The 23,420-nt window shown below is 48.6% G+C and carries 19 protein-coding genes and 10 pseudogenes; 2 read left to right on the plus strand and 27 right to left on the minus strand.

What is annotated here, in order from left to right; translation table 11 throughout:
* Positions 1–226 precede the first annotated feature (226 nt).
* From ACFPFG_RS33400 to ACFPFG_RS33425, 5 genes and pseudogenes are all read right to left on the minus strand, one after another.
* Positions 227–793 (minus strand): hypothetical protein, encoded by a 567-nt coding sequence (locus tag ACFPFG_RS33400; RefSeq protein ID WP_380110164.1) that lies wholly within the window; start codon positions 791–793, stop codon positions 227–229.
* A gap of 181 nt (positions 794–974) precedes the next feature.
* Positions 975–1,361 (minus strand): annotated as a pseudogene (locus ACFPFG_RS33405) (RHS repeat-associated core domain-containing protein); the annotation flags it as partial.
* 190 nt (positions 1,362–1,551) lie between these two features.
* On the minus strand, positions 1,552–2,523 hold the full coding sequence (locus ACFPFG_RS33415) for a hypothetical protein (protein ID WP_380110166.1): 972 nt from the start codon (positions 2,521–2,523) through the stop codon (positions 1,552–1,554).
* A 55-nt stretch (positions 2,524–2,578) separates the two neighbouring features.
* A complete protein-coding gene (locus ACFPFG_RS33420; RefSeq protein ID WP_380110169.1) occupies positions 2,579–2,830 on the minus strand; it encodes a hypothetical protein in 252 nt (83 codons plus the stop codon).
* A gap of 47 nt (positions 2,831–2,877) precedes the next feature.
* Entirely contained in the window at positions 2,878–3,060 is a 183-nt protein-coding gene (locus tag ACFPFG_RS33425; protein WP_259649322.1) for a hypothetical protein, read from the minus strand.
* 202 nt (positions 3,061–3,262) lie between these two features.
* Here ACFPFG_RS33425 and ACFPFG_RS33430 point away from each other — a divergent pair.
* Positions 3,263–3,487 (plus strand): annotated as a pseudogene (locus ACFPFG_RS33430) (hypothetical protein); the annotation flags it as partial.
* 366 nt (positions 3,488–3,853) lie between these two features.
* Here ACFPFG_RS33430 and ACFPFG_RS33435 read toward each other — a convergent pair.
* From ACFPFG_RS33435 to ACFPFG_RS33450, 4 genes are all read right to left on the minus strand, one after another.
* A complete protein-coding gene (locus ACFPFG_RS33435; protein ID WP_380110171.1) occupies positions 3,854–4,291 on the minus strand; it encodes a hypothetical protein in 438 nt (145 codons plus the stop codon).
* 167 nt (positions 4,292–4,458) lie between these two features.
* The gene (locus ACFPFG_RS33440) at positions 4,459–4,812 is read right to left on the minus strand and encodes an immunity protein Imm33 domain-containing protein (RefSeq protein WP_220808886.1); all 354 of its coding nucleotides are present in this window, start codon (positions 4,810–4,812) and stop codon (positions 4,459–4,461) included.
* 247 nt (positions 4,813–5,059) lie between these two features.
* On the minus strand, positions 5,060–5,608 hold the full coding sequence (locus tag ACFPFG_RS33445) for an RHS domain-containing protein (protein ID WP_380110173.1): 549 nt from the start codon (positions 5,606–5,608) through the stop codon (positions 5,060–5,062).
* Positions 5,605–6,153 (minus strand): hypothetical protein, encoded by a 549-nt coding sequence (locus ACFPFG_RS33450; RefSeq protein ID WP_183021416.1) that lies wholly within the window; start codon positions 6,151–6,153, stop codon positions 5,605–5,607. The genes ACFPFG_RS33445 and ACFPFG_RS33450 overlap by 4 nt, the downstream gene beginning before the upstream one ends.
* 115 nt (positions 6,154–6,268) lie before the next feature.
* Here ACFPFG_RS33450 and ACFPFG_RS33455 point away from each other — a divergent pair.
* A pseudogene (locus ACFPFG_RS33455) lies at positions 6,269–6,669 on the plus strand (IS5/IS1182 family transposase); the annotation flags it as partial.
* 33 nt (positions 6,670–6,702) lie between these two features.
* Here the strand turns inward: ACFPFG_RS33455 and ACFPFG_RS33575 are convergent.
* The 18 genes and pseudogenes from ACFPFG_RS33575 to ACFPFG_RS33555 form a co-directional block, all read right to left on the minus strand.
* Positions 6,703–7,389, minus strand: a pseudogene (locus tag ACFPFG_RS33575) (RHS repeat domain-containing protein); the annotation flags it as partial.
* 72 nt (positions 7,390–7,461) lie between these two features.
* Entirely contained in the window at positions 7,462–7,989 is a 528-nt protein-coding gene (locus tag ACFPFG_RS33465) for a hypothetical protein (RefSeq protein ID WP_380110175.1), read from the minus strand.
* Positions 7,989–8,387, minus strand: a complete 399-nt coding sequence (locus ACFPFG_RS33470; RefSeq protein ID WP_380110389.1) for an AHH domain-containing protein — start codon at positions 8,385–8,387, stop codon at positions 7,989–7,991. The genes ACFPFG_RS33465 and ACFPFG_RS33470 overlap by 1 nt, the downstream gene beginning before the upstream one ends.
* Before the next feature lie 18 nt (positions 8,388–8,405).
* Positions 8,406–8,585, minus strand: a pseudogene (locus tag ACFPFG_RS33475) (RHS repeat-associated core domain-containing protein); the annotation flags it as partial.
* 334 nt (positions 8,586–8,919) lie between these two features.
* The gene (locus ACFPFG_RS33480) at positions 8,920–9,447 is read right to left on the minus strand and encodes a hypothetical protein (RefSeq protein ID WP_380110177.1); all 528 of its coding nucleotides are present in this window, start codon (positions 9,445–9,447) and stop codon (positions 8,920–8,922) included.
* A 411-nt stretch (positions 9,448–9,858) separates the two neighbouring features.
* Positions 9,859–10,240, minus strand: a pseudogene (locus tag ACFPFG_RS33490) (RHS repeat-associated core domain-containing protein); the annotation flags it as partial.
* A complete protein-coding gene (locus tag ACFPFG_RS33495) occupies positions 10,152–10,676 on the minus strand; it encodes a hypothetical protein (RefSeq protein ID WP_380110179.1) in 525 nt (174 codons plus the stop codon). The pseudogene ACFPFG_RS33490 and the gene ACFPFG_RS33495, both read right to left, overlap by 89 nt.
* 191 nt (positions 10,677–10,867) lie before the next feature.
* Positions 10,868–11,266: a hypothetical protein gene (locus ACFPFG_RS33500; RefSeq protein WP_374617777.1), complete on the minus strand. Its 399-nt coding sequence runs from the start codon at positions 11,264–11,266 to the stop codon at positions 10,868–10,870.
* 50 nt (positions 11,267–11,316) lie between these two features.
* A pseudogene (locus ACFPFG_RS33505) lies at positions 11,317–11,592 on the minus strand (RHS domain-containing protein); the annotation flags it as partial.
* 376 nt (positions 11,593–11,968) lie between these two features.
* On the minus strand, positions 11,969–12,397 hold the full coding sequence (locus ACFPFG_RS33510; RefSeq protein ID WP_197956205.1) for an SMI1/KNR4 family protein: 429 nt from the start codon (positions 12,395–12,397) through the stop codon (positions 11,969–11,971).
* Between the two features lie 11 nt (positions 12,398–12,408).
* Positions 12,409–12,789 (minus strand): hypothetical protein, encoded by a 381-nt coding sequence (locus tag ACFPFG_RS33515; protein WP_380110180.1) that lies wholly within the window; start codon positions 12,787–12,789, stop codon positions 12,409–12,411.
* Positions 12,790–12,950: 161 nt separating this feature from the next.
* Complete coding sequence (locus ACFPFG_RS33520) at positions 12,951–13,520, minus strand: hypothetical protein (protein ID WP_183021408.1); 570 nt, start codon at positions 13,518–13,520, stop codon at positions 12,951–12,953.
* Between the two features lie 364 nt (positions 13,521–13,884).
* Positions 13,885–14,277: pseudogene (locus tag ACFPFG_RS33580) on the minus strand (RHS repeat-associated core domain-containing protein); the annotation flags it as partial.
* 319 nt (positions 14,278–14,596) lie between these two features.
* Positions 14,597–15,070 (minus strand): hypothetical protein, encoded by a 474-nt coding sequence (locus ACFPFG_RS33530; RefSeq protein ID WP_183021407.1) that lies wholly within the window; start codon positions 15,068–15,070, stop codon positions 14,597–14,599.
* A 6-nt stretch (positions 15,071–15,076) separates the two neighbouring features.
* A complete protein-coding gene (locus tag ACFPFG_RS33535) occupies positions 15,077–15,808 on the minus strand; it encodes an RHS repeat-associated core domain-containing protein (protein ID WP_374617790.1) in 732 nt (243 codons plus the stop codon).
* 33 nt (positions 15,809–15,841) lie between these two features.
* Positions 15,842–15,922, minus strand: a pseudogene (locus ACFPFG_RS33540) (hypothetical protein); the annotation flags it as partial.
* A gap of 1,014 nt (positions 15,923–16,936) precedes the next feature.
* The gene (locus ACFPFG_RS33550) at positions 16,937–17,812 is read right to left on the minus strand and encodes a hypothetical protein (protein ID WP_183021401.1); all 876 of its coding nucleotides are present in this window, start codon (positions 17,810–17,812) and stop codon (positions 16,937–16,939) included.
* A 12-nt stretch (positions 17,813–17,824) separates the two neighbouring features.
* Positions 17,825–19,957 (minus strand): annotated as a pseudogene (locus ACFPFG_RS33555) (RHS repeat-associated core domain-containing protein); the annotation flags it as partial.
* Positions 19,958–23,420: the final 3,463 nt, after the last annotated feature.

A 23,420-nucleotide genomic window follows, 5' to 3' on the forward strand; every position in this document is an offset into this window, starting at 1 on the left:
TTTGCTTAATGTCTACTAAGAATTACGCAAACTGTATTCACTGATTTAAGAATATTCTATTTGAATACGTCAGATAACATCGACGACTTACGGAATTTTTAATCTGGACTGCAGGGTGAGATCTCCCATAATTTGAAAAATTTATAGCACCTTGCGTAAATAATATCTACAAAATCAGATATTCATATTTCCTGAATTCATGTATTCAATGATTGAATTAAGGCGATTAACTATTTTTGATGAAAAATTTCAGCTGATCAAAGGCATCGGTTAAATCATGAAATGCCGGATCTTCTCTATCTATGGAGTTTTTTAATGAATAAAATTCTTGTGAGGCAATATAAATTTTTCGCATGAAATAGTGAAATTCATATGGTCCAAATTGTTTTCCTTGATGCTTTATATAAAGTCTATTTTTATTGTTTGAGAATGACAATGAGAATGAAGAATCTGTAGCGCTGAACTCTGTTTTTCCACCATTTTTTATAGATAGCAAATCATCGATCAATGAAATTAGTGATAGATAAATCATCATCTTGAATTTTTTGTTTATTTTTGATGTAATTATTTCATTATCTAATATAAATTCCATGTCTCCCAAATCAAAACCAGATGGTTTTTCTTCATTTACCTTCGAAAAGGATGCAGCTATCATTATTTGCTCGCTTCTAGCTTTATATACCGTAATTGTTCTATTGCCATCGTGCGAATAAAAAACACCTTTGATTCTGTCAGCTTTTCCATTGACTAGCATTCTTTTTTTCGTAAGTTTGAATGCGTTTTTTGGGATCACTAACTCTTACTCCATTTTTTACACGGTATTCACAAAATTTCTGTAACTCTGCTTGCGCTGTACCTGGTTCAAGCAAATCACCAGAACCATCGGGATGAGTGCCACTTATATGTCTTTCGTCAATATGTTGGAATCCCTCTCTGCTATTTCCCGGCTCGATTCGAGGTTTGTGTTATTTTCTTCCAGGGAGACCAAGTAGATCAAACCACTCAATAGGATTTATGGTGTATTGATTTAAGTTAAATTCACCCAAGAGTCAAATAGGACCCTGACTAACAAACCGCCCAACGACCGGATCGTAATACCGAAACCGGTTGTAGTGCAGTCCGGTGTCTTCATCAAACTGCTGTCCCTGAAAGCGGAAGGGTTGCTCAATGGGTGGCGGTGGAGGTGGTGCAACAGGCTTTGAGCCCCAAGCCCGAGCGCTGACCGGCCGATCATCGGTGCCGGTCCGCAACACACTGCGCATGACCGCCTCACCCCAGACCTTGTAGTCCGCAGCCCAGACTACTTCGCCCTGCTCGTCGGTCAGCTCCAGCGGCGCGCCGATCTGGTCGCACTGGTACCAGCGTGGTGCGGCCCAGGGGGGCGGTGGCCTGCACAAAGTGGCCCCGGCTGTCGTATTCCTGTTGCCACTCGTGGCCCAGGGCTTCGCGAAGTGTGGCGACTAGGTCTCGCGGGCCGATGCGGCCTTTGATGGCACCTGTGGCGTTTGCTCAATGAGTTGTTTTTGTTTTTTGAAAAATAGTGAACCCCAATTATTTTAAATCGGGATGCTTTAATTCGCGATGACCGTTGTTATTGAAAATAGTTATCTTTTTTGGACCTATGCATATCAAGGTTTCTTTGTGAACCGAAATATCCTCACATTCCTTTATTTCTTTGATTTTATACAATTTGGATTTTTCTTTTTTATAGTCCAATGAAAAAAGTCCTTTATTGGAAGAGAAATATATTTTGTTCTGAAAGAAAACCATCTTGGTCAGAATCATGTTGTCATCATAATGACTCATGTCTTTGAAGCCATTCTTGAAATCACCTCGAAGTATGGCCCCGTTGAATCCGCATGCCCAGATAGCTCCATCTGGGGCACAGAAAATACTCATGATTATTTCGTCAGTTGAAATATCAACTTCACTCCACAATTTTCCATCAAAGTGATATATTCCATCTCGTCCAGCAGCATAAAGATCATCTTCTGAATAACCATCTATATCAGAAATATCATCACCTATTTCAAGAGTATTTAGTGATAAATTAGCCTTTGGGGTAGGGCTCTTTTTCCTGAGTTTTCCTGCAATATCGCACCATCCATTTGTGCCGCGTTTATATATTTGTCCTCCACCTCCACCTCCACATGCGTATAATACGCCATCTATTTCTTTTAAAGAATTCAAATATCCATATATTGGAAGTTCTTTGTCCAATCCTGCTTCTGCGATATTCTCGGTGCTCGCGCCACCAGGCCAATAAACTGATACCTCCCCATTATTCGATAGAATTACATATTTTCTCCTATCTCCCATAGCCTTGATTGAAGAGCAGATGCTAACTGTTGTGAAATTAGGCAAATCTAGGTGTCTCCAAGGATCTCCCGAAGATTGAGCATCATAAAAGAAAATCCTACTGAACTCTGCAGAATCATCGATGCCATCCGGCCTTGATGAAAACATATAGTAATCATCCTCGATCGCCAGACATTTATCAAAAGTTATGGGTGTGGATTTCATATGTGCTCCGCTATCTATGCGGACCTCCTTGAGTGGTTTTTCCTGGTCCAATTTTTCAGGAGCCTATTGGTATTTTGCCGATGGGGTCTGCTCGTACAATGGCGGAATCCAATCCTTTCGATTGATGAAAAATACGGAGCTGAGCTTCTACTAAAATAGGATTGCATCCAGTTATTCTTCCAGCCAATATTGCGCCAGCGGCTTCAAGTACACCAAGTGGTGCTGTGTCTGGAGGGTTTCCATCAAGCCCTGCCCTCTGTTCCAATGGATCGTATATCGCATGAATCTTTCCGTGTTCTTTCGACATAGAGATATTCTCACCATCCACACAGATAACAAGACCTTCATCTTCTGTTATTCCATAAGGGTGAGAGCTTCCTCTGTTGCCGCTGCTGCGGCCTTCTTCCCATACTTGACTCCGGTGGCCGCCATCCCAGCGGCCGGGATCATGGCTGCGTTGACTTTATCGCCCTCGGCAAGATAAATCAAAGCATTGGCGCCGTCGGCAATTTCGCCAACGCCGGGGATGATGCCCACGACATCCAGACCTGTGTGCACAACGTCGCTGCCCCGGCGCTGCCACCAGCTTTTTTTCCTAGGCGAGGGGTTTGATGGGGGGCCGTGGCTCCGTGGAGGTGGGGGGCCGTGTCGGGGATGACCAGTCCCGAGGTGTTGCCTATCGGCCCTGGAAAAGGGGCGGCGTTGGGCCTGACCTGTGCAGGTTCTGCTGGGTCAATACACCAACGAGAACACGCATGGGTTGCTCAGGCAGTATCTTCCCAAAGGACTCGACCTGTCGGGCTACTCGCAAGCGGGCCTGGATGCGATCGCAAGGCAATTGAACCAGCGTCCAAGGAAGACACCGAGGTTCAGAACACCTGCTGAAATGCCGGCCTTCTGGTTGCCGCAGGTGCGGCGGGTGACGTTGCCGTGCACGTCGTATTCAAAGTGCAGGTCTTGGTAGAAGCGCAGGCGGTTGTCGCCTACGACTCCCAGGGTGGTGTCCACGGACTGGCCATCTTTGCCGGGCATGGATGCCATGCAGATTGCCGGCGGGGTCGAAGGCAGATAGTTCGCGGGCCAGCGGGCTGCATTGTGCGGGCAGGCTGGCGAGGATGCGGCCCGTGGTGTCGTAGCGGAAGTCCTGCCGGCCGCACGGGGAGTTTGCATGGCGGTATTTTAATGAATTTTATTAAATTAATATTTAATTTTGATTTATGATATTTTTCAATTTGTTTATTTTTTTGTTATTTCTTCCTGTTTGATTTATAAATATTTCTTTGAACTCACTATTGATGGCAGTCGTGGATATTTTTTTTCCACTCATTTCTTAAAATATTCCCTTGTCAGTTTCAAAAGTAAGAGCAAGTGGATTTTTTTTGAAATATGAAAATCTGCAAACGCATAAGTCATTTATTATAACTGCTCCATTTGTTTTTGATTCATCCATGAATAATCTTGTGTTTATTTTTTCATTAATTATTTTAAAAATATTTGACAGTCTAAATCCGTGGAAATCAAGACCACTACTCCATATTTCTCCTTTGAATGTGTACAATTTAAAATTAACACCTTGATTTTTTCGAACTGTCGGATAGTATTTTTCAAATAATTCATGATCGCTTGGATCTCCTGTTCCGTCGAAACCCATTGCTACTGCATCTTCTCTAGTTGAGGGCGTTTTATCTTTTGATTCAATGTTTGTGCATATATCTCCATTAATATATGTTCTTAATATTAGGTTGATTTTTTGGTAATCTATAATCATTTTTAAAAAGGAGATGTTCCTTGTGATGAAGTGGCTTCTTTGTTGATGAACTTACCCAATTAGTTTTGGGGTGATGCATAAAATCTTTATTTTCGGCCAATTGTAAATTGTATCAAGTTGACTTGATGGAGATAAAGTTTTGGAGAGCTGAGTTTTGCAGAAGGTTCTTATTTTTTCGTAATAACTGGCTCATGCCAAATATCCTCGTAACCCTCATTGTCAATGATAAATCTATAACCTGGTGCAAGAGCCAAGTACGGCATGAGTGCGGGCCATACATCTGGGACGTGGCCAATGTGTATTGGCTTAAAAAAATCAGGATCTTCAGAGTACTCTCCTGCCCAAATATACCAGCCGGCAGTCCCATTTTCAGGATGGGCTCTCATTCCTGTTACGGGTTGTTTTCCTTTCGTTTGCAAGGCGATGCCAATTTTTAAACTATCATCCGGATAAGATTCTGGAGATCCAGCCAGAATACATTTTTCTTTCTGAAGAGAATTGATTTTGCTGTGATCGTTCATATTTTCCAAGCCATACATTTAGAGAATACAAATGCTTGCCCGCCTTGAATTCTAGAGCATGTGGGACCGTGTGACTGAACTGAAGAAACTTGTGTCTGTTTAACTACATCGTTAGTTCCAGTTCGATAGTGCTCCACAACAAGTGGGTCAATATGGTCGGCTACCATTTTGGCTTCAATGCCGCCAAAAACTACACAAGATTTTCCTTGTACAACGACGGTCTGTTGTGCCGTTGGACCACAAGGATCTAGTCTTTGATATTTCCCAATTCTTTGCTTTGGCCGGTGCGCAGATACTGCAACTGCCGTGTCTGGCCCCAGACCTTGTAGCTGGCGGCCCAGACGATGCGGCCGGTTTCGTCGGTGAGCTCCTGGGGGGCGCCGATCTGGTCGCAGTGGTAGTAGTAGGTGGCAAAGCTGGCTTTGTCCGCTTCTGCCTGTGCGTTGCGGTTTTCTTCACCCCGCCATTCCGATTCCAGCTCGGCCAGGGGCACGAAGCTGTCGGGCTCGTAGAGGTATTCGCTCAGGCGTGAGCCACGGATTTCCCCTGCGAGCAGGTCGCCGTCGTAGAGGAAGGTGGTGCGCCCGAAGGCATTGTGCTTGTCGATGCGCCGGCCCAGCGCGTCGTAGCGGTAGCGCGTGGTCTGGACGGTGGCGGCAGGCTCTGGCTGCGTGTTCGATCCGGCGATCTTCGGTTCGGGCCTGTCGTGGTAGCGCGTGACCGTGGATTCGAGCATCTGGTGCTCGGCGCTGTAGCGAAAGCGCTGTACGGTGTGCCACCCTATGCGGCGCTTCACGATGTTGCCGTGCAGGTCGTTGGCCTGGAAAAAATAAGAAATTCTCCTGATTTCCAGTCTTCTTGGCCTAACCAACCGTAGGGAAAACCTTGTCTTTTATATATGCTGAACATGTTTTCGAAATATGGATGCGAATCAGTCATTAATAATCTTGATGATGCACAAAGAAGCAGATCATTACAGATTGCATCGGCTATAAGCTCGGCTTGATCTTTGCTGAATTCTTTAATCGACAATATTCTTGGAGCGATAAGTTTATAGAAATTTTCTTGCTCAGAAAATTCTATTAAAGAACGCCTTAACGTTCGAAGTGGCTCATCCATTGGGTACGGAATTTCTGAGGAGGCATCCTGAGTTATTCCAACCAATGGGAAATGTGGTGGGTTGATATCTTGATCAAGATACTCAGCCAATATTGTTTTTATATCTGTAGCAACATTTTTATCATCCCCATTGGGAGTGTATTCTCGTTCCATAATGGAACCTTGCTTTATGTAATTTAGAACTTCAACAACTTTTGCAGGAAATGAATTTATATCAATCATGTTAAAATCCAGAGCTTCGTAAAATTTTATCCCATTGAGAGAAGCTGTCTCCCTCTTTGTTCATTTATAGGCGTTCCTTTTCTTAGTTCTTTTCTTATGGTTCTTTGCATCTCGACTGCGGCTGCGCCAGAACTACAACCGGGTGGCCCCATTCCTGGCCGCGCAGATCGGGCGTTATGCGCACGCCAAGCAGTTCAAGCGCATGCGCCCCGCCGTTCGCACGCTGCGCACCCGCGTCGGGCGCGTGCACCGCGAGGTGCAGCGCCAAATGCACGTGCTGCCCGAAGCGGCGAAGGCCAAGGTCCAGGACCTGCTGCAACGCACAGGCCGTATCCTGGCCCAACGCACCAAGGACAAGAAAAGCTGTACGCCTTGCACGCACCCGAGGTGGAATGCATCCGCAAAGGCAAGGCCAGGACAGCGTACTAGTTCGGCGTGAAGGTCAGCATCGCCACCACATTGAAGGAAGGCCTGGTGGTGGGCATGCGCTCCATGCCGGGCAACCCCTCGAGAGGATTGTTTGCATAAATAAATTATTTCCACCCAAAAACCAATCGGATCGTGCTGCACGAACCTGCCCACCACAGGATCGTAATACCTGAACCGGTTGTAGTGCAGCCCCGTCTCGCCGTCAAAGTACTGTCCCTGGAACCGTAGCGGTTGCTCCACCAGCGCAAGGCTTTGTACCTCACCGTGCGCGACCAGGGCCAGCGGGCGCTGGTCGTGGGTGAACGCCGCTGCATCGTCCGTGCCGGTGCGCAGGTGCTGCAACTGCTGGGTCTGGCCCCAGACCTTGTAGCTGGCGGCCCAGACGATGCGGCCGGCTTCGTCGGTGAGTTCCTGGGGGGCGCCGATCTGGTCGCAGTGGTAATAGTAGGTGGCAAAGCTGGCCTGAGCTGCTTCCGTCTCTACCTGCACGTTACAGTGTTCTTCACTCCGCCATTCCGACTCCAAGAGGGCCTGGGGTGAAGGCCTGCCGGGCTGACCCTGGAGTGCGCCTTGCTGGCTGACCTTGTGGGAGGTGAGGCGGCCCATGGGGTCCCAGCCATAGCGGCTGGTCAGAGTGCCTTGGGTGCGTTCGATTTCCTGGTGCAGGGCGTCGCGTTCGATGTCGCTGAGCACCTGGCCGTCGGCGAGGATCTGGTGCAGGTGGCCCGAGCCGTAGTAGAGCCATTGGACGTGGCGGCCCCCGGGCAGCCAGCAGTCCGTGCGGTTGCTCAGTTCATCGTAGCCGTGTGAAAGGCTGCGTTGCCTGATTTAATCAGATAGCAGCCCCGCGTATCAGCTGAATCATTTTGATATATTTTATTACACCAATATTTCTCGTGAGTAAACTACAAAATCTCCTTTCTTCCAATTTTTACCGCCAATCCATGCGCACGGGAATCCTTGCCTTAGATAAACATCTAGCATTTTTTCGAAATATGGATGAGAGCTAGGCATCATCAATCTCGCTTTCGCACATAATATCAGATCTTCATAAATGGCTTCTGATATGTCAGTGATTTCTTGGGGATCCAAAATTTTGCTAATGGCATGTTTTGAGAAATATTCCCTGAGATGATCAAAATAATTGGTGTTTCCAATTAATTCTGTTAATTTTTTTCTTTTCTCATCAAAAGGTATAGAATCTATTTCTCCGGATGCATCTTCGGTAATGTCAATGATGAATCGATAAGGTTTTTTTATGTCTTCATCTTGTTGCATGTACATCGCCTTATCAATATCTAATATTCGCTCTTCTGAAATTCTGTCTGTTGCTTGCAGTAGTGGCCCATCTTTCATGAGGTGGAAAATCTCTTGAACATTAGTGGGAAAATCATTTTCTAAAATCATTAGAAACCGCCTTTCTTTAAGATATTATCCCACAACTTGAAATTTGATCTTTCAGATTTTCGTATTGGAGTGCAATTCTTCAATTCTTTGTGCGGAAGTTTTTGCATATCACCAAGTCTTTTAGATAGTTTTTTTGGACAGCCGCCGGCAGAAGATATTTCTCTATCAATGGCATCTAGCAGCGCATCACTATATTCGTTGTGACTTCCTCTGTGAGTTGATTTGCTATAATATTTTCCTTTTTTACCGTCAAATTTTCCGGCATATTTAGGTAGATTAATAGGATTTTCAAGAGCATCTTGATCTATACACTTTAATATTGGGCGTTTTTTAAACAATGCTTGTGGAATTTTGTGATGAGTTTGATGTTTGGGTGCTAACCCTGCGGCCTTATTCATTCTATTTCTATGAGTGCTTAAACCATTTGGGTCAATCCACTCATTTGGATTGACACCGTATGCATAGAAATTTTCACCACTAAACAACCCAATCGGATCCTGATGCACAAACCTCCCTACCGCAGGATCGTAATACCTGAACCGGTTGTAGTGCAGCCCCGTCTCGCCGTCAAAGTACTGTCCCTGGAACCGTAGCGGTTGCTCCACCAGCGCCAGGCTCTGTACCTCACCCTGGGCGGCCAGGGGCACGAAGCTGTCGGGCTCGTAGAGGTATTCGCTCAGCCGTGAGCCACGGATTTCCCCGGCGAGCAGCCGTCGTAGAGGAGGGTGGTGCGCCCGAAGGCATCGTGTTTGTCGATTCGCTGGCCCAGTGCGTCGTGGCTGTCGGTAGCCTATGTACGCACAGGCTGCTTGAGAGGAGTTTTGCAAAATCTAGTTTTCCGCGATTTCAACTCAATGAAATTAAATTTCATGGGTGATGATCGTCTGAAAACAGTTTTTTTTGCGAATCAATTTTCAATTGGCCAAGAGTCTAATTCTTGGAATAAACCACAAAACTACCTTTGTTCGGATTGCTACTGCCCTTCCAACCACAAGGAAATCCCGATGACTTATATATTTTAAATACTCTTTCAAAGAAATCTATTTTTTCCTCGGAGAATAATCTGGATTTTGCGCAAAACAACAAATCTTCATAAAATATATTAATTAGAAATTCATAGTCATCGTCATCTATACCTAATTCCATAATAAGATGTTTGTTGTTATTTATTATTTTTTCGTAATAATTTTCCGAGTCTCGATGTATTGCAAATTTTTCCAAATAATTGGGTGGAGGCGGGATTCCAATTTTCTTTTGTGCGGAGGAAAATATATCTTGTAAAAAATAATAGGGTTTTTTGATATCCTGATTTGTATATATTTCTAAGGCTCTATGTATATTTGTGACAATCTCTGTATTTTTATCACTGCCTTTATATATAGTGCTGAGAAATGTATTATCCCTCATGAAAATTAAAATCTCCTGCACATCTGCCGGAAAGTCAGTTATGGTCGTCATTAGAATCCTCCTTTTTTCAAGAGATCGTCCCAAAGTTTGAATGTAGATCCTTCACTTTTCATTATTGGTGTTCCTTTTTTAACTCTTTGTGTAAGAAATCCTGCATTTCATTTACTCTTTTTGAGAGTTGCTTGGGACATCCGCCCGATGATGCTATTTCTCTATCTATTGCAGACAATATGGCGTCGGAATAGTCATTGTGATTAGTATTGTGGGTGGATTTTCCAAACCATTTTCCCTTCTTTCCTCCAAACTGCCCTGTTTCTTGGGTAAATTAATAAGATTCTCCAAAGCGTGTCTGTCTATGCAGTTGAGAATAGGTCTTTTGTTAAAAATATCTTGTGGTACTTTTTGATGTGTTTGATGAACTGGAGATTTACCTGCTACCCGATCCATTCTATTTCGATGGGTTGATAGACCAGCAGTATCAATCCATTCAATTGGATTGACCCCATATAAATAGAAATTTTCACCACCAAACAACCCAATCGGATCCTGACTAACAAACCGCCCAACCACCGGATCGTAGTACCGAAACCGGTTGTAATGCAGCCCCCGTCTCCTCATCAAACTGCTGCCCCTGGAAGCGGAAGGGCTGCTCAACGGGCGGCGGTGGAGGTGGTGCAACAGGCTTTGAGCCCCAAGCCCGTGCGCTGACGGGCCGATCATCAGTGCCGGTCCGCAACACACTGCGCATGACCGCCTCACCCCAGACCTTGTAGTCCGCAGCCCAGGCTACCTGGCCTTGCTCGTCGGTCAGCTCCAGCGGCGCACCGATCTGGTCGCATTGGTACCAGTAGGTGCTGTGTTCCTCGCCCGCTCCCTGGATGGTGGCCAGCGGTACAAAGCTCCCCGGCTCGTAGATATAGAGCGCCTGCCTTGCGCCCCGTTGGCTGTGTATAGAGCGCCTGCCTTGCGCCCCGTTGGCTGTGCACCATGAGGTCACCATCCCACAGGTAGTGGGTGCTGCCGAAGGCATCGCTTTTGGCGACACGCCGGCCCAGCGGGTCGTAGGCGTAGCGCGTGGCCTGAGTGACTCCGTGGCGTGTGGTGTTCGATTCGATGAGCTGGTGGTCTGCGTTCCAGGTCAGGTCCAGCACTTCCTGGGTGCCGGCCTTCTGGTTGCCCCGGGTGCGCTTTGTGACGTTGCCGTGCACGTCGTATTCAAAGTGCAGGTCCTGGTAGAAGCGCAGTCGGTTGTCGTCCACCTCGCCAATAGTGGTGTCCACGGGCTGGCCGTCTTTGCCGGGTAGGGAGTCCAGCAGGTTGCCGGCGGGGTCGAAGGCAAACAGTTCGCGGGCCAGCGGGCTGTCTTGTGCCGGGAGGCTGGCGAGGATGCGGCCGGTGGGGTCGTAGCGGAAGTCCTGCGGCCAAATTTCTAAGCGTGGCTGTATATAGTTGCAACCCTGCCCGGCTTCAACTACATAACTTCGAATAAATGGAATTTTATTCCAAAATCACTTGTATTGAAGTCTGCTGATAATTCTCCTCGCATTGTTATATCCGATGGCTGATTTTTCAAAAGAACATCCATTTCGTATCCCCATCCCCCACTATCTAATGAGTAAATTCTCAATGGAGCCTCTTCATTTTCTTCATCTTCATCATCTTCTTCAATTGACATCTCGCAGTCTACAGAAGGGGATGAAAGATCATTAATATTGCCATTTTTTGTGTATCTTTTTAGTGAATCAAACCCTTCATCTATTTGATCTGCACTTAATTGAAATTTTTGTGCCAATGAGATTTTGTCATCTTGAAAAAAAGCTTCTCCTAAAGATAAAATAGAGTTTTTTGCTTTTTGCGTGTTAATTTTCATAATTACCTGTTTCCTGGTGTGGGTGTGATAGTGGAACTATTAAATCCTAGATCGTAGTACCTAAACCGGTTGTAATTCAGCCCCGTCTCCTCATCAAACTGCTGTCCCTGAAACCGGAAGGGTTGCTCAATGGGCGGTGGTGGAGGCGGTGCAACGGGCTTTGAACCCCAAGCGCGATTTCCGCTGGGTCGATCATCGGTCCCTGTGCGCAACACACTGCGCATGACCGCTTCGCCCCAGACCTTGTAGCTGGCGGCCCAGACGATGCGGCCGGCTTCGTCGGTGAGTTCCTGGGGGGCGCCGATCTGGTCGCAGTGGTAGTAGTAGGTGGCGAAGCTGGCTTTGTCCGCTTCTGCCTGTGCGTTGCGGTTTTCCTCGTTCCTCCATTCCGATTCCAGCTTGGCCAGGGGCACGAAGCTGTCGGGCTCGTAGAGGTATTCGCTCAGGCGTGAGCCACGGATTTCTCCGGCGAGCAGGTCGCCGTTATGTCGCGGGGCGGTGCGCTCGAACGCATATCGCGATCAATGCGCGGCGCCCACTAAAAAATACAGTGGATTGTTGTCCAGTTGTCGCGCCACTCTATGGAAGTACTGAAGTGCCATGTGTATGGCGGATCTATTAAACAAGTCTAACCCTCCGGAAAAGCACAGCTGCTTACGAATAGATGCACCGCTGTGAATATGAAGCAGTTTTACATAATGACTAATCTTCGGTGACGCTTCGATTTAATGCATTGAGCAATGCATCGAGAAAATCATCACCTATTTTTTTTGCGCTTGCCCAGTCTAAATCACCAAGAGGCATAGCCCAGACGGAAGAATCACTGGGAAGATGTTTGAATATATAGCCTACTCCACCGCCATTAGTGGCAAAACACAGGGCCTTATCCCCAAGATATTTTTTAACCAAAAAATCATTATTTAGAATCTCCAGCTCATCTATTGGCCAGAATGATAAATATAGACTACCAAATTTCCCTTCTCCTCCGTTGGCCCAGCGCATCCACTCAACGTAATTTGCAGGTAGGTTTAATATTTTGGATATATCATTAATATTTTTTTCTTCTAGGGGCGGGTCACGGTCATATTGATTTAATACTCTATTTTTTATAGATTCAATAATATTATTCATAATCAAAATGCTCAAATTTCATCAAAATACTGATAACTCTTCTTTAGTGCTCTCTTTCGGCATTTTTCCGAGACTCCAGCAGCTTTAAGATCCTTTGAAGAATATTCAAATTCCTCTCGAATTGTGCTTGACCATTTCCCGTTGCCTGCTGCAACGCGAGCATCGCGACTGGCATTTTGTTGCGTGGTGATTGCGGCATGATTTGGACTTCTATTTAAGAGAATAGAAGGCGCATCACCTGAATTATATTTGGCATATCCTTGACTTTTGGCCCATTCGTCTTGAACTACACGATGCGAGTCTTTGGGCCTACGTTGTGATGGTTGATCACAGTGTCGTGTAATATCGCATGGATCTCTGTGGCATCCGCACCTTTTCTTGGGACCGTACATCTTAGGTGTGAGCGGCAGATTTCTCCGGGGAGTAGTTCACCGCTTTATGGGAAGATGGTGCGTCCTGAGTATCGATGTATTGGTCTGGCTGATTATTGAATTAGTTCGCATATGACAACGCGTATCATATTATTTAATTTTATCTTTTAATATTGAATAGATCAATTGTCTAAATTTTTAATGGCTTCTTTTGCTCTCATGCAAATATCGTCTGCAGTTGAAAATTGCCTGCCAATGGAGGCTAGTGATTTTAGTATAAATAAACCAAAATCTTTGCTTCCGAATTTTGTTTCTATTTCTGCAAAATACTCAATATCCGCCATTTTTTCTATATTTATTTTTGATTTTTTTTCTTCTTTGAACCCTATGTATTTGTATAAATCTGCAGCAGCTGCAATGCCATTTTCTTTGAATTTTTTGAATAACCCGTTGAAGAGAGTTTCTTTGAAGCCATCTTTTAACCTGCCTTTTCCATTTAGAGAGTCAGGGTGAAAAGTCGAAAGGTATTTTTCGTATTTCACCGATTCCTTATCTATAGAGTGTGGTATATTCTCTTCGATAAGAATTTTCTCAATTTCTTCAATATTTTTGAACTTTATTCTAGCGAACCTGGCTGCTGAAAACTGGCTTTTCAATGAATCCTCGTGGAGTGCAAGATAGCCTTGAAATGAAATTTCGGCTTTACCTTCAAGAAGATCTTTGAAATATTCGAGATGTTTCTTATCCACCATATCCTCCTCCAGAGCTTCTTGCGCTTTTTGGTATATTGTAGTCTTTCATCATTTTCTTTATTTGTGATTGAAGATCGGATTGAGAGAAGTTTGGATTTTGGCAAAGCCATGACTTAAAATCGTTGTTCCATCCATCAGAGTGAATATCAAAATGAAGAAGATTTGTTATATCGGCTATCTGTCGATCTACGAAATCTTTAGGATTTTTAGCACCAATGGCTTGTAATCTGTTTACAAAACATTTGTTCTTTAGCATTTCCTGCGGTATTAGGTGATGCCTTCTATTAACAGATGGTCCGTTAGTGCTTCTCCAAGTAGTAGATACTCTGTTTTGCCCACCTTTGGTCTTTCCTGTAACTCGTATCAGTCCTAAAGGATCAAAGTAAAATATTGGATTGGGAGAATATAGATATAGAAGCTCTCCTCCCTCCAACCCAATCGGATCCTGATGCACAAACCTCCCAACCACAGGATCGTAATATCTGAACCGGTTGTAGTGCAGCCCCGTCTCGCCGTCAAAGTACTGTCCCTGGAATCGTAGCGGTTGCTCCACCAGCGCAAGGCTTTGTACCTCACCCTGCGCGGCCAGGGCCAGCGGGTGCTGGTCGTGAGTGAACACCGCCGCATCGTCCGTGCCGGTGCGCAGGTGCTGCAACTGCCGTGTCTGGCCCCAGACCTTGTAGCTGGCGGCCCAGACGATGCGGCCGGCTTCGTCGGTGAGTTCCTGGGGGGCGCCGATCTGGTCGCAGTGGTAGTAGTAGGTGGCGAAGCTGGCTTTGTCCGCTTCTGCCTGTGCGTTGCGGTTTTCTTCGCTCTTCCATTCCGACTCCAGCTTGGCCAGGGGCGCGAAGCTGTCGGGCTCGTAGAGATATTCGCTCAGGCGTGAGCCACGGATTTCTCCGGCGAGCAGGTCGCCGCCGTAGAGGAAGGTGGTGCGCCCGAAGGCATCCTTCTTGTCGATGCGCCGGCCCAACGCGTCGTAACGGTATTTATAGTCGAAGAAAATGCTACCATTACCGGATATTTTCTTGCCAGCGATTTATTTTTATGTCTTGCATCTGAATGCTGAGTTGTCTCTATTTTGGTAAGAAAACAATAATTTCTCCCTGGGGATAGGTCCCCTTCCATCCACAAGGCCATCCTCCTTGTTTATAAATCTCTTCAATTTGAGAGAAGAATACTTCCTTATTTCCACCTAAGCTTGAGTTTAGGGCTATGCAAAATAGGTCATAATGAATATCGTCTATGGCGTCGTATATTTGTTCTGGAATTTTATTTTCAATTTTATTAAATGCGGCATCATACCAGTATTTCAGTAACTCACTTTTTGAAAGGTTGGAATCAAAAATGCGTTCATTAATATTTTTTGTTATTTGTTCACGCAGATCTGTCCATAGTTCAAATCCTTGGATTCCCTGATCTTGGGCAAGATCTAATGCTATTCGAGGATTTCTTTCTACTATTGTGTTTTCTGTAATAGTATTTCCTGCCAAAAAGATGTTGGAATCTATAATTTCCATGGAGGTAACAAACAGGCTTTCAATAGTCATTGTGTACTACTTTCTAAATGTCTTTATTAAAGAATGCCAATCGCCAGGCTGCAAACCATTCTTGAAGTGAAGTTCCAGATTTCCCTTTCTTAAACTTTCATGCAGCTTCTGCTGTAAGCGCTGAACTGCTTTACCTTGATCATTAGGGCATGGATATGTCGCAGCTATATGATCTAACTCTTGCATTATGGCTTCATTGTAGTCACTGTGATATCCACTGTGTGCAGATCGGGTTGTTGCTGAATTTTTCTTAGCAGGCAGCATAATTCCATTGCCTTTGCCATCAAGATTGAATTTTCCGCACCCTTGAAGTGCTCGTAACATCGAACTGCCTGTACGCTTCGGATCATCATATGCCTCAGATGGAAGTATGTGGTGTGCTCTTCGTCTAGGCCAATTATCTTTTCCTGTGATGGCTTTCCCTAAAGCTGTCGAGTTACCAGTTCTTAACCCTAACGGATCTAGAAAATTTAGAGCGCTCGGTCCATAGGAATAAAAATTATTCCCACCAAACAACCCAATCGGATCCTGATGCACAAACCTCCCAACCACGGGATCGTAATATCTGAACCGGTTGTAGTGCAGCCCCGTCTCGCCGTCAAAGTACTGTCCCTGGAACCGTAGCGGTTGCTCCACCAGCGCAAGGCTTTGTACCTCACCCTGCGCGGCCAGGGCCAGAGGGCGCTGGTCGTGGGTGAACGCCGCCGCATCGTCCGTGCCGGTGCGCAGGTACTGCAACTGCCGTGTCTGTCCCCAGACCTTGTAGCTGGCGGCCCAGACGATGCGGCCGGCTTCGTCGGTGAGTTCCTGGGGGGGCGCCGATCTGGTCGCAGTGGTAGTAGTAGGTGGCAAAGCTGGCTTTGTCCGCTTCTGCCTGTGCGTTGCGGTTTTCCTCGCTCTTCCATTCCGACTCCAGCTTGGCCAGGGGCACGAAGCTGTCGGGCTCGTAGAGGTATTCGCTCAGGCGTGAGCCACGGATTTCCCCGGCGAGCAGGTCGCCGTCGTAGAGGAAGGTGGTGCGCCCGAAGGCATCGTGCTTGTCGATGCGCCGGCCGAGCGCGTCGTAGCGGTAGCGCGTGGTCTGGACGGTGGCGGCAGGCTCTGGCTGCGCGTTCGAGCCGGCGATCTTCGGGCCGGGCCTGTCGAGGTAGCGCGTGACCGTGGATTCGAGCATCTGGTGCTCGGCGCTGTAGCGAAAGCGCTGCACGGTGTGCCAGCCGATGCGGCGCTCCACGATGTTGCCGTGCAGGTCGTACTGGAAACGCAGGTCCTGGTAGACGGCGAGCCGGTTGGTGGGCACCTGTTCGCGTTCGTTGCTGGTGCCGCCGCTGCTGAGGTCTCCACCACGGTTGGGGTTGAGCAGGTTGCCTGCGGGGTCGAATGCGAAGGCTTCCAGGTTCCGGCCCGAGGTGGGCGATCCGCCGGCAGCATTTTTCTGGGCGGCAAGGATGCAGCCCAGGGCGTCGTAACGGTACTGGCTGTCGCCGCGCAGGCCGTCGCGCGTGGCGACTAGGTTGCCTGTGGGGTCGTACTGGTACAGGCGGGCGATGCGCTGGCCGGAGGGCAGGGGAGTATCCCGGTCCCAGAGGGCCTGGGGTGAAGGCCTGCCGGGCTGACCCTGGAGTGCGCCTTGCTGGCTGACCTTGTGCGAGGTGAGGCGGCCCATGGGGTCCCAGCCATAGCGGCTGGTCAGCGTGCCTTGGGTGTGTTCGATGCCGCTGAGCACTTGACTGTCAGCGAGATCTGGTGCAGGTGGCCCGAGCCGTAGTAGAGCCATTAGGTCAGTCTGTTGCTGCTTACATGTTCAGTTCTGCAGTGAGATTGTGCGAATGAAGGCTAAAGCGGTTCGAATGCTTAATTTATTGATTATTTGGCGTTTGGTATATCAAGACAAAGCCTTAATCCAGATAATTCTCCTGGCATGTTAGATAGAGGTAATTGAATTTCCGTCAATAATGTTGCGAACTGTGAATATTGCTGAAATGGATAAAATCCAGCACCTCCTCCTCGAATAATGATGTCACTGTCTTGTTGTCCAATTCTAGTAAATGTTGCTACTGATAGGGATGCTATGCCGAAGTTATTTGCGGCTTCTTTATTTAATTTTGCATCGCCGAATTGTGTAAGACAGATTTTTTCCAAAGTATTAGAATTTGGAATATCGTTTCCACTAATAAAAAGATTATTCTGATAGTCCTTTGCAACATACTCCCATTCAAAATCCCAAGGAGCCCTATAACCAGTTTTCTTTAAAAATTGAGATGCTTCGTTGACGCTTATATATATGGGAAAAGGACCATCTTCGCTGGAAAAATCCGGCCTTTCTAATTCGCTTGATAGATCAATGTTATCCTCTGCAACCCACTCATACAAAGGAAATCTGCTCATTAAAAATGGATTGACATTCTTCCTTTCGTTTCCATTTGATGGATGAATGAGATGTGAGATCATGTGCCATTCTTCAGTGAAATGTTTATTTCTTATTTCTTCCATGTGAGAGTGCGATGATCCATATTGGAAATTTCCTCCAAATATTAGATTCAGAGGCGTCTCATATTTTTCATCATAAAAGCATGGCACTTCAATAGGTTGTTTGTTGATTGGATTTTGCGCAATAAATGGCTTGATTAACTTGTATCTCTTAGGTAGCCTATTTAATATTTCATTGCATATTTCTTTTCTTCTATCATTTGATGCTGATTGCCACAATTCCACGCTCATAATTTCTTTTATATCATTCATGATTTTCCTTTATTAATCATTCGAACACATTCCTGCGGAGCGCTTTTTCTTATTCCGCAGCTTTCTTGCAGCTGCTCCGGCTTCCCATATTTTACCTTTCCAATAATATAATATCCGGGCAACTCTTCCACTATCAACTGCAGTGTTCATCGCGCCTTTGCAATGCGAGCATGGAGCATATTCTCCATGCATCTCAATTGTATCTGTTGGCGAATAGTCATCCTCTTTTAGAGCCTTTCTTTCAGTGTGCGTCACCAATGAGCATAGGGGATATCCAAGCTTCTTATCCTCTTCTGTCATCCCTCCGCTTACATAATCTCTTTCGGATTTAACATTCCCATTCTCATCCTTTGTTTTTGCTTTTAGCTTGTGTGGTGGCCGCTTGGCTAAGCCAAAAGGGTCATACCAACTTCCAGAGTTGGGGCCATAGATATAAAAATTATTACCACCACCAAACCCAATCGGATCCTGATGCACAAACCTTCCAACCACAGGATCGTAATACCTGAACCGGTTGTAGTGCAGCCCCGTCTCGCCGTCAAAGTACTGTCCCTGGAACCGTAGCGGTTGCTCCACCAGCGCAAGGCTTTGTACCTCACCCTGCGCGGCCAGGGCCAGCGGGCGCTGGTCGTGGGTGAACACCGCTGCATCGTCCGTGCCGGTGCGCAGGTACTGCAACTGCTGGGTCTGGCCCCAGACCTTGTAGCTGGCGGCCCAGACGATGCGGCCGGTTTCGTCGGTGAGCTCCTGGGGGGCGCCGATCTGGTCGCAGTGGTAGTAGTAGGTGGCGAAGCTGGCTTGGTCCGCTTCTGCCTGTGCGTTGCGGTTTTCCTCGCTCTTCCATTCCGACTCCAGCTTGGCCAGGGGCACGAAGCTGTCGGGCTCGTAGAGGTATTCGCTCAGGCGTGAGCCACGGATTTCTCCGGCGAGCAGGTCGCCGTCGTAGAGGAAGGTGGTGCGCCCGAAGGCATCGTGCTTGTCGATGCGCCGGCCGAGCGCGTCGTAGCGGTAGCGCGTGGTCTGGACGGTGGCGGCAGGCTCTGGCTGCGCGTTCGAGCCGGCGATCTTCGGTTCGGGCCTGTCGTGGTAGCGCGTGACCGTGGATTCGAGCATCTGGTGCTCGGCGCTGTAGCGAAAGCGCTGTACGGTGTGCCACCCTATGCGGCGCTCCACGATGTTGCCGTGCAGGTCGTAATGGAAGCGCAGGTCCTGGTAGACGGCGAGCCGGTTGGTGGGCACCTGTTCGCGTTCGTTGCTGGTGCCGCCGCTGCTGAGGTCTCCACCACGGCTGGGGTTGAGCAGGTTGCCTGCGGGGTCGAATGCGAAGGTTTCCAGGTTCCGGCCCGAGTTGGGCGATCCACCTGCAGTGTTTTTCTGGGCGGCAAGGATGCGGCCCAGGGCGTCGTAACGGTAGGTGGTTTCTTCCACGGGGCCGGTGTGGCCCAGGGCGCGCTTGGCCAGCAGACGGCCCAGGGCATCGCGCTCGAAGCAGGTGACCTTGCCGGGCCCGGCGTCGCTGCCGCCGGCCTCGATGACGTGGGTCAGTTCACCGGCGGCGTTGTAGATGTAGCGCTGCCAGCGGCCGTCGAAGCCGACTTCGTCGGTGAGCTGGTCGCGCAGGTCGTAGCGGAAGTGGGTGCGGGCGTGGTTCTCGTTGTCCAGGGCAATAAGGCGGCCGGCGCGGTCGTAGTGGTAGGCGAGGCTGCGGCCTGCGGCGTCAATCCTGGTGAGCGGGCGGCCCATGCCGTCGTAGGTGTAGCGGGTGCTCTGGCCCATGGGGTCGGTGTAGGCCAGCAGGTGGCCTTCGCCGTTCCAGACGTAGAGGTGGGTGGGGCTGGCGGGCTGGCTGCTGGGGCCTGCGGGGCTGGATGGCTCGATGACACGTATCAGCTGGCCCGCATCGTTGTATTCGTAGCGGGTCTGCTGGCCCAGCGCATCGGTGCGCAGCACGGGCTGGCCCAGGACGTCGTAGGCGAAGCGCGTCGTCTGGCCTGAGCAGTCGGTGTAGGCCACAAGGCGGTCGGCCTCATCCCAGGCAAGGCGCTTGGAGCCTCCCTTGGCGTCAATGACTTCCACGGTGCGGCCCCGGGCGTCATGGCGGTAGCGCGTGGTGCGGCCCAAGGGGTCGGTGGCCTGCACAAGGTAGGCCACGGCTGTTCGTATTCCTAGTTGCACCCCCACTTGCCAAACACCGCCTCCCCGGCAAAGAAGGGTCCCATCCACACCCCATCCCCCACCCATCCACAACCCACACCCAGTGTCGCGGACAACGCGTGTGACCAGGTCCAGCGGGTTGTATTGCAGCGATCAAACTTCAATGGTGGGCACACCAACATGGACCATAGGCTGATACATCAGCCCATACGATCTAGGACAGAGGTTGCCGCGTGCAGTCGCACCCTTACAGAACACAGCGCTAGAGGTATGGTGCGGCGGCCACAGGGATGGGGTCTATGCGGCCTGTCCGGAGGCGCGCGGTGGCATCGGTGGGGGTCACTGCTCGATGATCTGTACCTCGGGCACGTGCCTTCCGCGATGACGGTGTATACCGGCACATCAACGCGCAACCCACCCACATGATGTTGACGCGCGGCATCCCAGTGGTAGGCCCACAAGGTGGTGTACGGCCCAGGCCGTCGGTGGGGCAGCGTGACACTGCTCATGGGGCAGGTAGGTGATGCGGTCGTCGTCTGGCCGAAGGCACGGCCCTACCCACCCAAACACCCACCAACAGAAAAACACCTAACGTGTCGGCGCATCCAGTCTGAGCGCAGCACGCGCCTGGGGTCCTTCAGTTGTCGTACGGCGAAGGTACTGATAGGCATCGCTCGCTCGCGCGCTCTCGGCTTTCGTGGACCCCGTCAATGAACGCAGTCATGGTGTGAATTTTGTGACGCCAGGTCTTATGGCAACAAAAACATGTGCTGTTTGCCGCTGGAGATCTTCATTTACGGCGCTGCGTATGTGCACGAAACCAGCGTACGTTTCACACTTCAACCATATCCATCTGAAGACATATCTTCAGTGCCTTACGTGGCAGAGTGCGATTGTGTGGGTTGTCGGCTTAGATCCGTGACGCTGCTGGCATCGATGCAAGGCGCTATGGCTGTGCTTGAGTGTGCTGTCTCCACGAATTGCCCCATGATGATCGTCCTTCGACAGATAGCTGCCTTGCTTGCGCATGCGCGCAATCAGCCAACTGTTCTTGCTCTTTGGAAGGATGCTGGCTTGCTCACCATGTCCGTGGGACCATAGGCTCTTCGTGCACGTGCAGGTGCGCGCACGCCAACTTGGCCACGGTGCTTGGGGTTGTGCCGTAGAGCTTGGCACAAGGCCCGATGGCAGCCAGGTCGCTAGCTAGAGAGTTCTGCGCGGATACGCGGCGTCGTAGCGGGCGCTGCTCCATGCGGCGGATTGCTACCCCGCCTAGTAGTATGACTATCCCTATTCCCCAAACCCATTCGACTGTTCAGCTGTATGAGAATGCACCTTTGACTTCCTGAGGGACCGTACATCTAAGATGCTATGACCATATTAGCTTGCGCATAGATGTGTCACTTTATTGAGATTTCTTCATTATCGTAGTGGAAATATCTGAAAATGGTCAGTATGCTCCAGATATTCCAGCTGGATATAATCACTATGCGCCATAAATTGGCTCTGGTCCGATAGAGTATTTGTAAAGTACCCACCCTCACCACCCAAAAATAAAACTTGCTCCACGACTCACCAACACCATGATGTAATTTGGTATTATCTTTCAGATCAATCCAGCGTATGCATGCCGGCTACTTTAGTTTTTTCTCTTGCATTCAACCGCCCGCCCCCTCCCCAACGACCCCTACCCCCAAGGGGTATCGATGGTAAATTTTGCAATTTATTATTTCAAAATTCATGGTCCACCGGATTTTATCACGCACTGAATAAGCATGCAAGACACCCATACCCATCACGTCGAACCCCTCCACATTTTGGACTCGCTTGGGCTTGACAGTCACAAGATGATTTACATGCACAGAAATCCTGATCGCAGTATTTCCCTTAGCCATCGAGCTTGTCAACATTTTTAGTTGTACACTCTTCATAAAGAGTGCCGAAGCACGACATCGAACCTCTTTGCTCTCTTACTGAGGAAATAGGGGATCGGGGAAAGAAATTGTCATTCCAGACGAGAACTTCACTACTCTTTCAAACATTTTAGGCTCTATCTCCACCTTGTGTGAACCCCTTCTGCTACACACGATTCAGTATATTCAGATATCGTACCAATCCAGACTTGGTAGTGTGTCAAACTCTTGCCTAAGCTACTGAATCGATATGGACTTTATTTCAGGATTTTCTAAGTCCCTTATGTCCCAACCCCTCTCATTCACCCCACCATTTTATACGCACTTAGTAATTCATCGATGTACTGAGCTAGGTGAAATTTTTCTTCGAACAATAGTGCAAAATTGTTTAATAATGAATCTCCATTAAATATATTAAGATCCTAGTTGCAGCAACAAGGAAAATTTCGTCTTCCAGGCGCACCGACTCCATACGCCGTCCTATGTCTTCCAATGCGTTTTCCAAATTACACACGCTTTTCAACACTTTGAGCACTTGATAGATAGCTTGTCATTTGCTTGCTGTGAATATGACGCCCGCGTGATAGTTGCCTAGTGTTGCTGCGGCTACTTACCGGGATGATTCGGCTCGATATTTGTACATATTGGTTCCCCTACTCGAGCCCATTTGAAGCACTGTCTATTCCAATTTTGTTCCTGGCAAGATATCATCAGGGATTTTTGTACGTGACTACGTGGAATTGCTATTTCTGCAATTTTTCTGAACGATATGGTGCGTTTTCCCATCCGGAACTGGACGGCCGCTAACGCTAGGTTCTTCTAAGCTTGTCTGCAAGTCAGTCACAGCGGATCGGATATCGATCGGATTGGGACCAATTCGTAGATATTCAACCGCGACCAAACCATATCGGATCCTGACTAACAAACCTCCCCACCACCGGATCGTTAATACCGAAACGGTTGTAATGCAGCCCGTTCCTCATCAAACTGCTGTCCTGAAAACCTGATGGGATTGTCAATGGGTGGTGGTGGAGGCGGTGCATGGGCTTGGAGCCCAGGCCAGCGCACTGACAGGCCGATCATCGGTGCCGGTCCGCAACACACGACTGCGCATGTCCGCATCTCACTAACACGACACTGCTCTAGCCGTACGTCGCCGCCACAGGCTACCTGGCCTCTGCATACCGATCGGTCAGCTCAGACGGCGCACGATTTACCACCGACGCCCGGTCGCTTTAGGTCCCAGTAGGTGCTAGTGCTCTTCGCCCGCGCCGCACGGTGGCCGCGAACAAGTCTTCCCGGCTCGTAGATGGTATGGACAGAAGCGCCTGCCTTGTCGCCCGTTGGCTAGTGCACATGAGGTCACCATCCCACTGAGTAGTGGGTGGCTGCGGAGGCATCGACTTTTGGCAGATCACGTCGCCAGAAGGGAGTCGCTGAAGGCATAGCGCGTGGCCTGGGGACGCACATGGCGTAACCTCGTTCTGAGGTATGTTCGACGATTACGTGATCGAGCCTAGGGTGGTCTGCGTTCCAGGTCA

The organism is Delftia deserti, assembly GCF_042653485.1.
GTDB classification, from domain to species: Bacteria; Pseudomonadota; Gammaproteobacteria; order Burkholderiales; family Burkholderiaceae_C; genus Comamonas; species Comamonas acidovorans.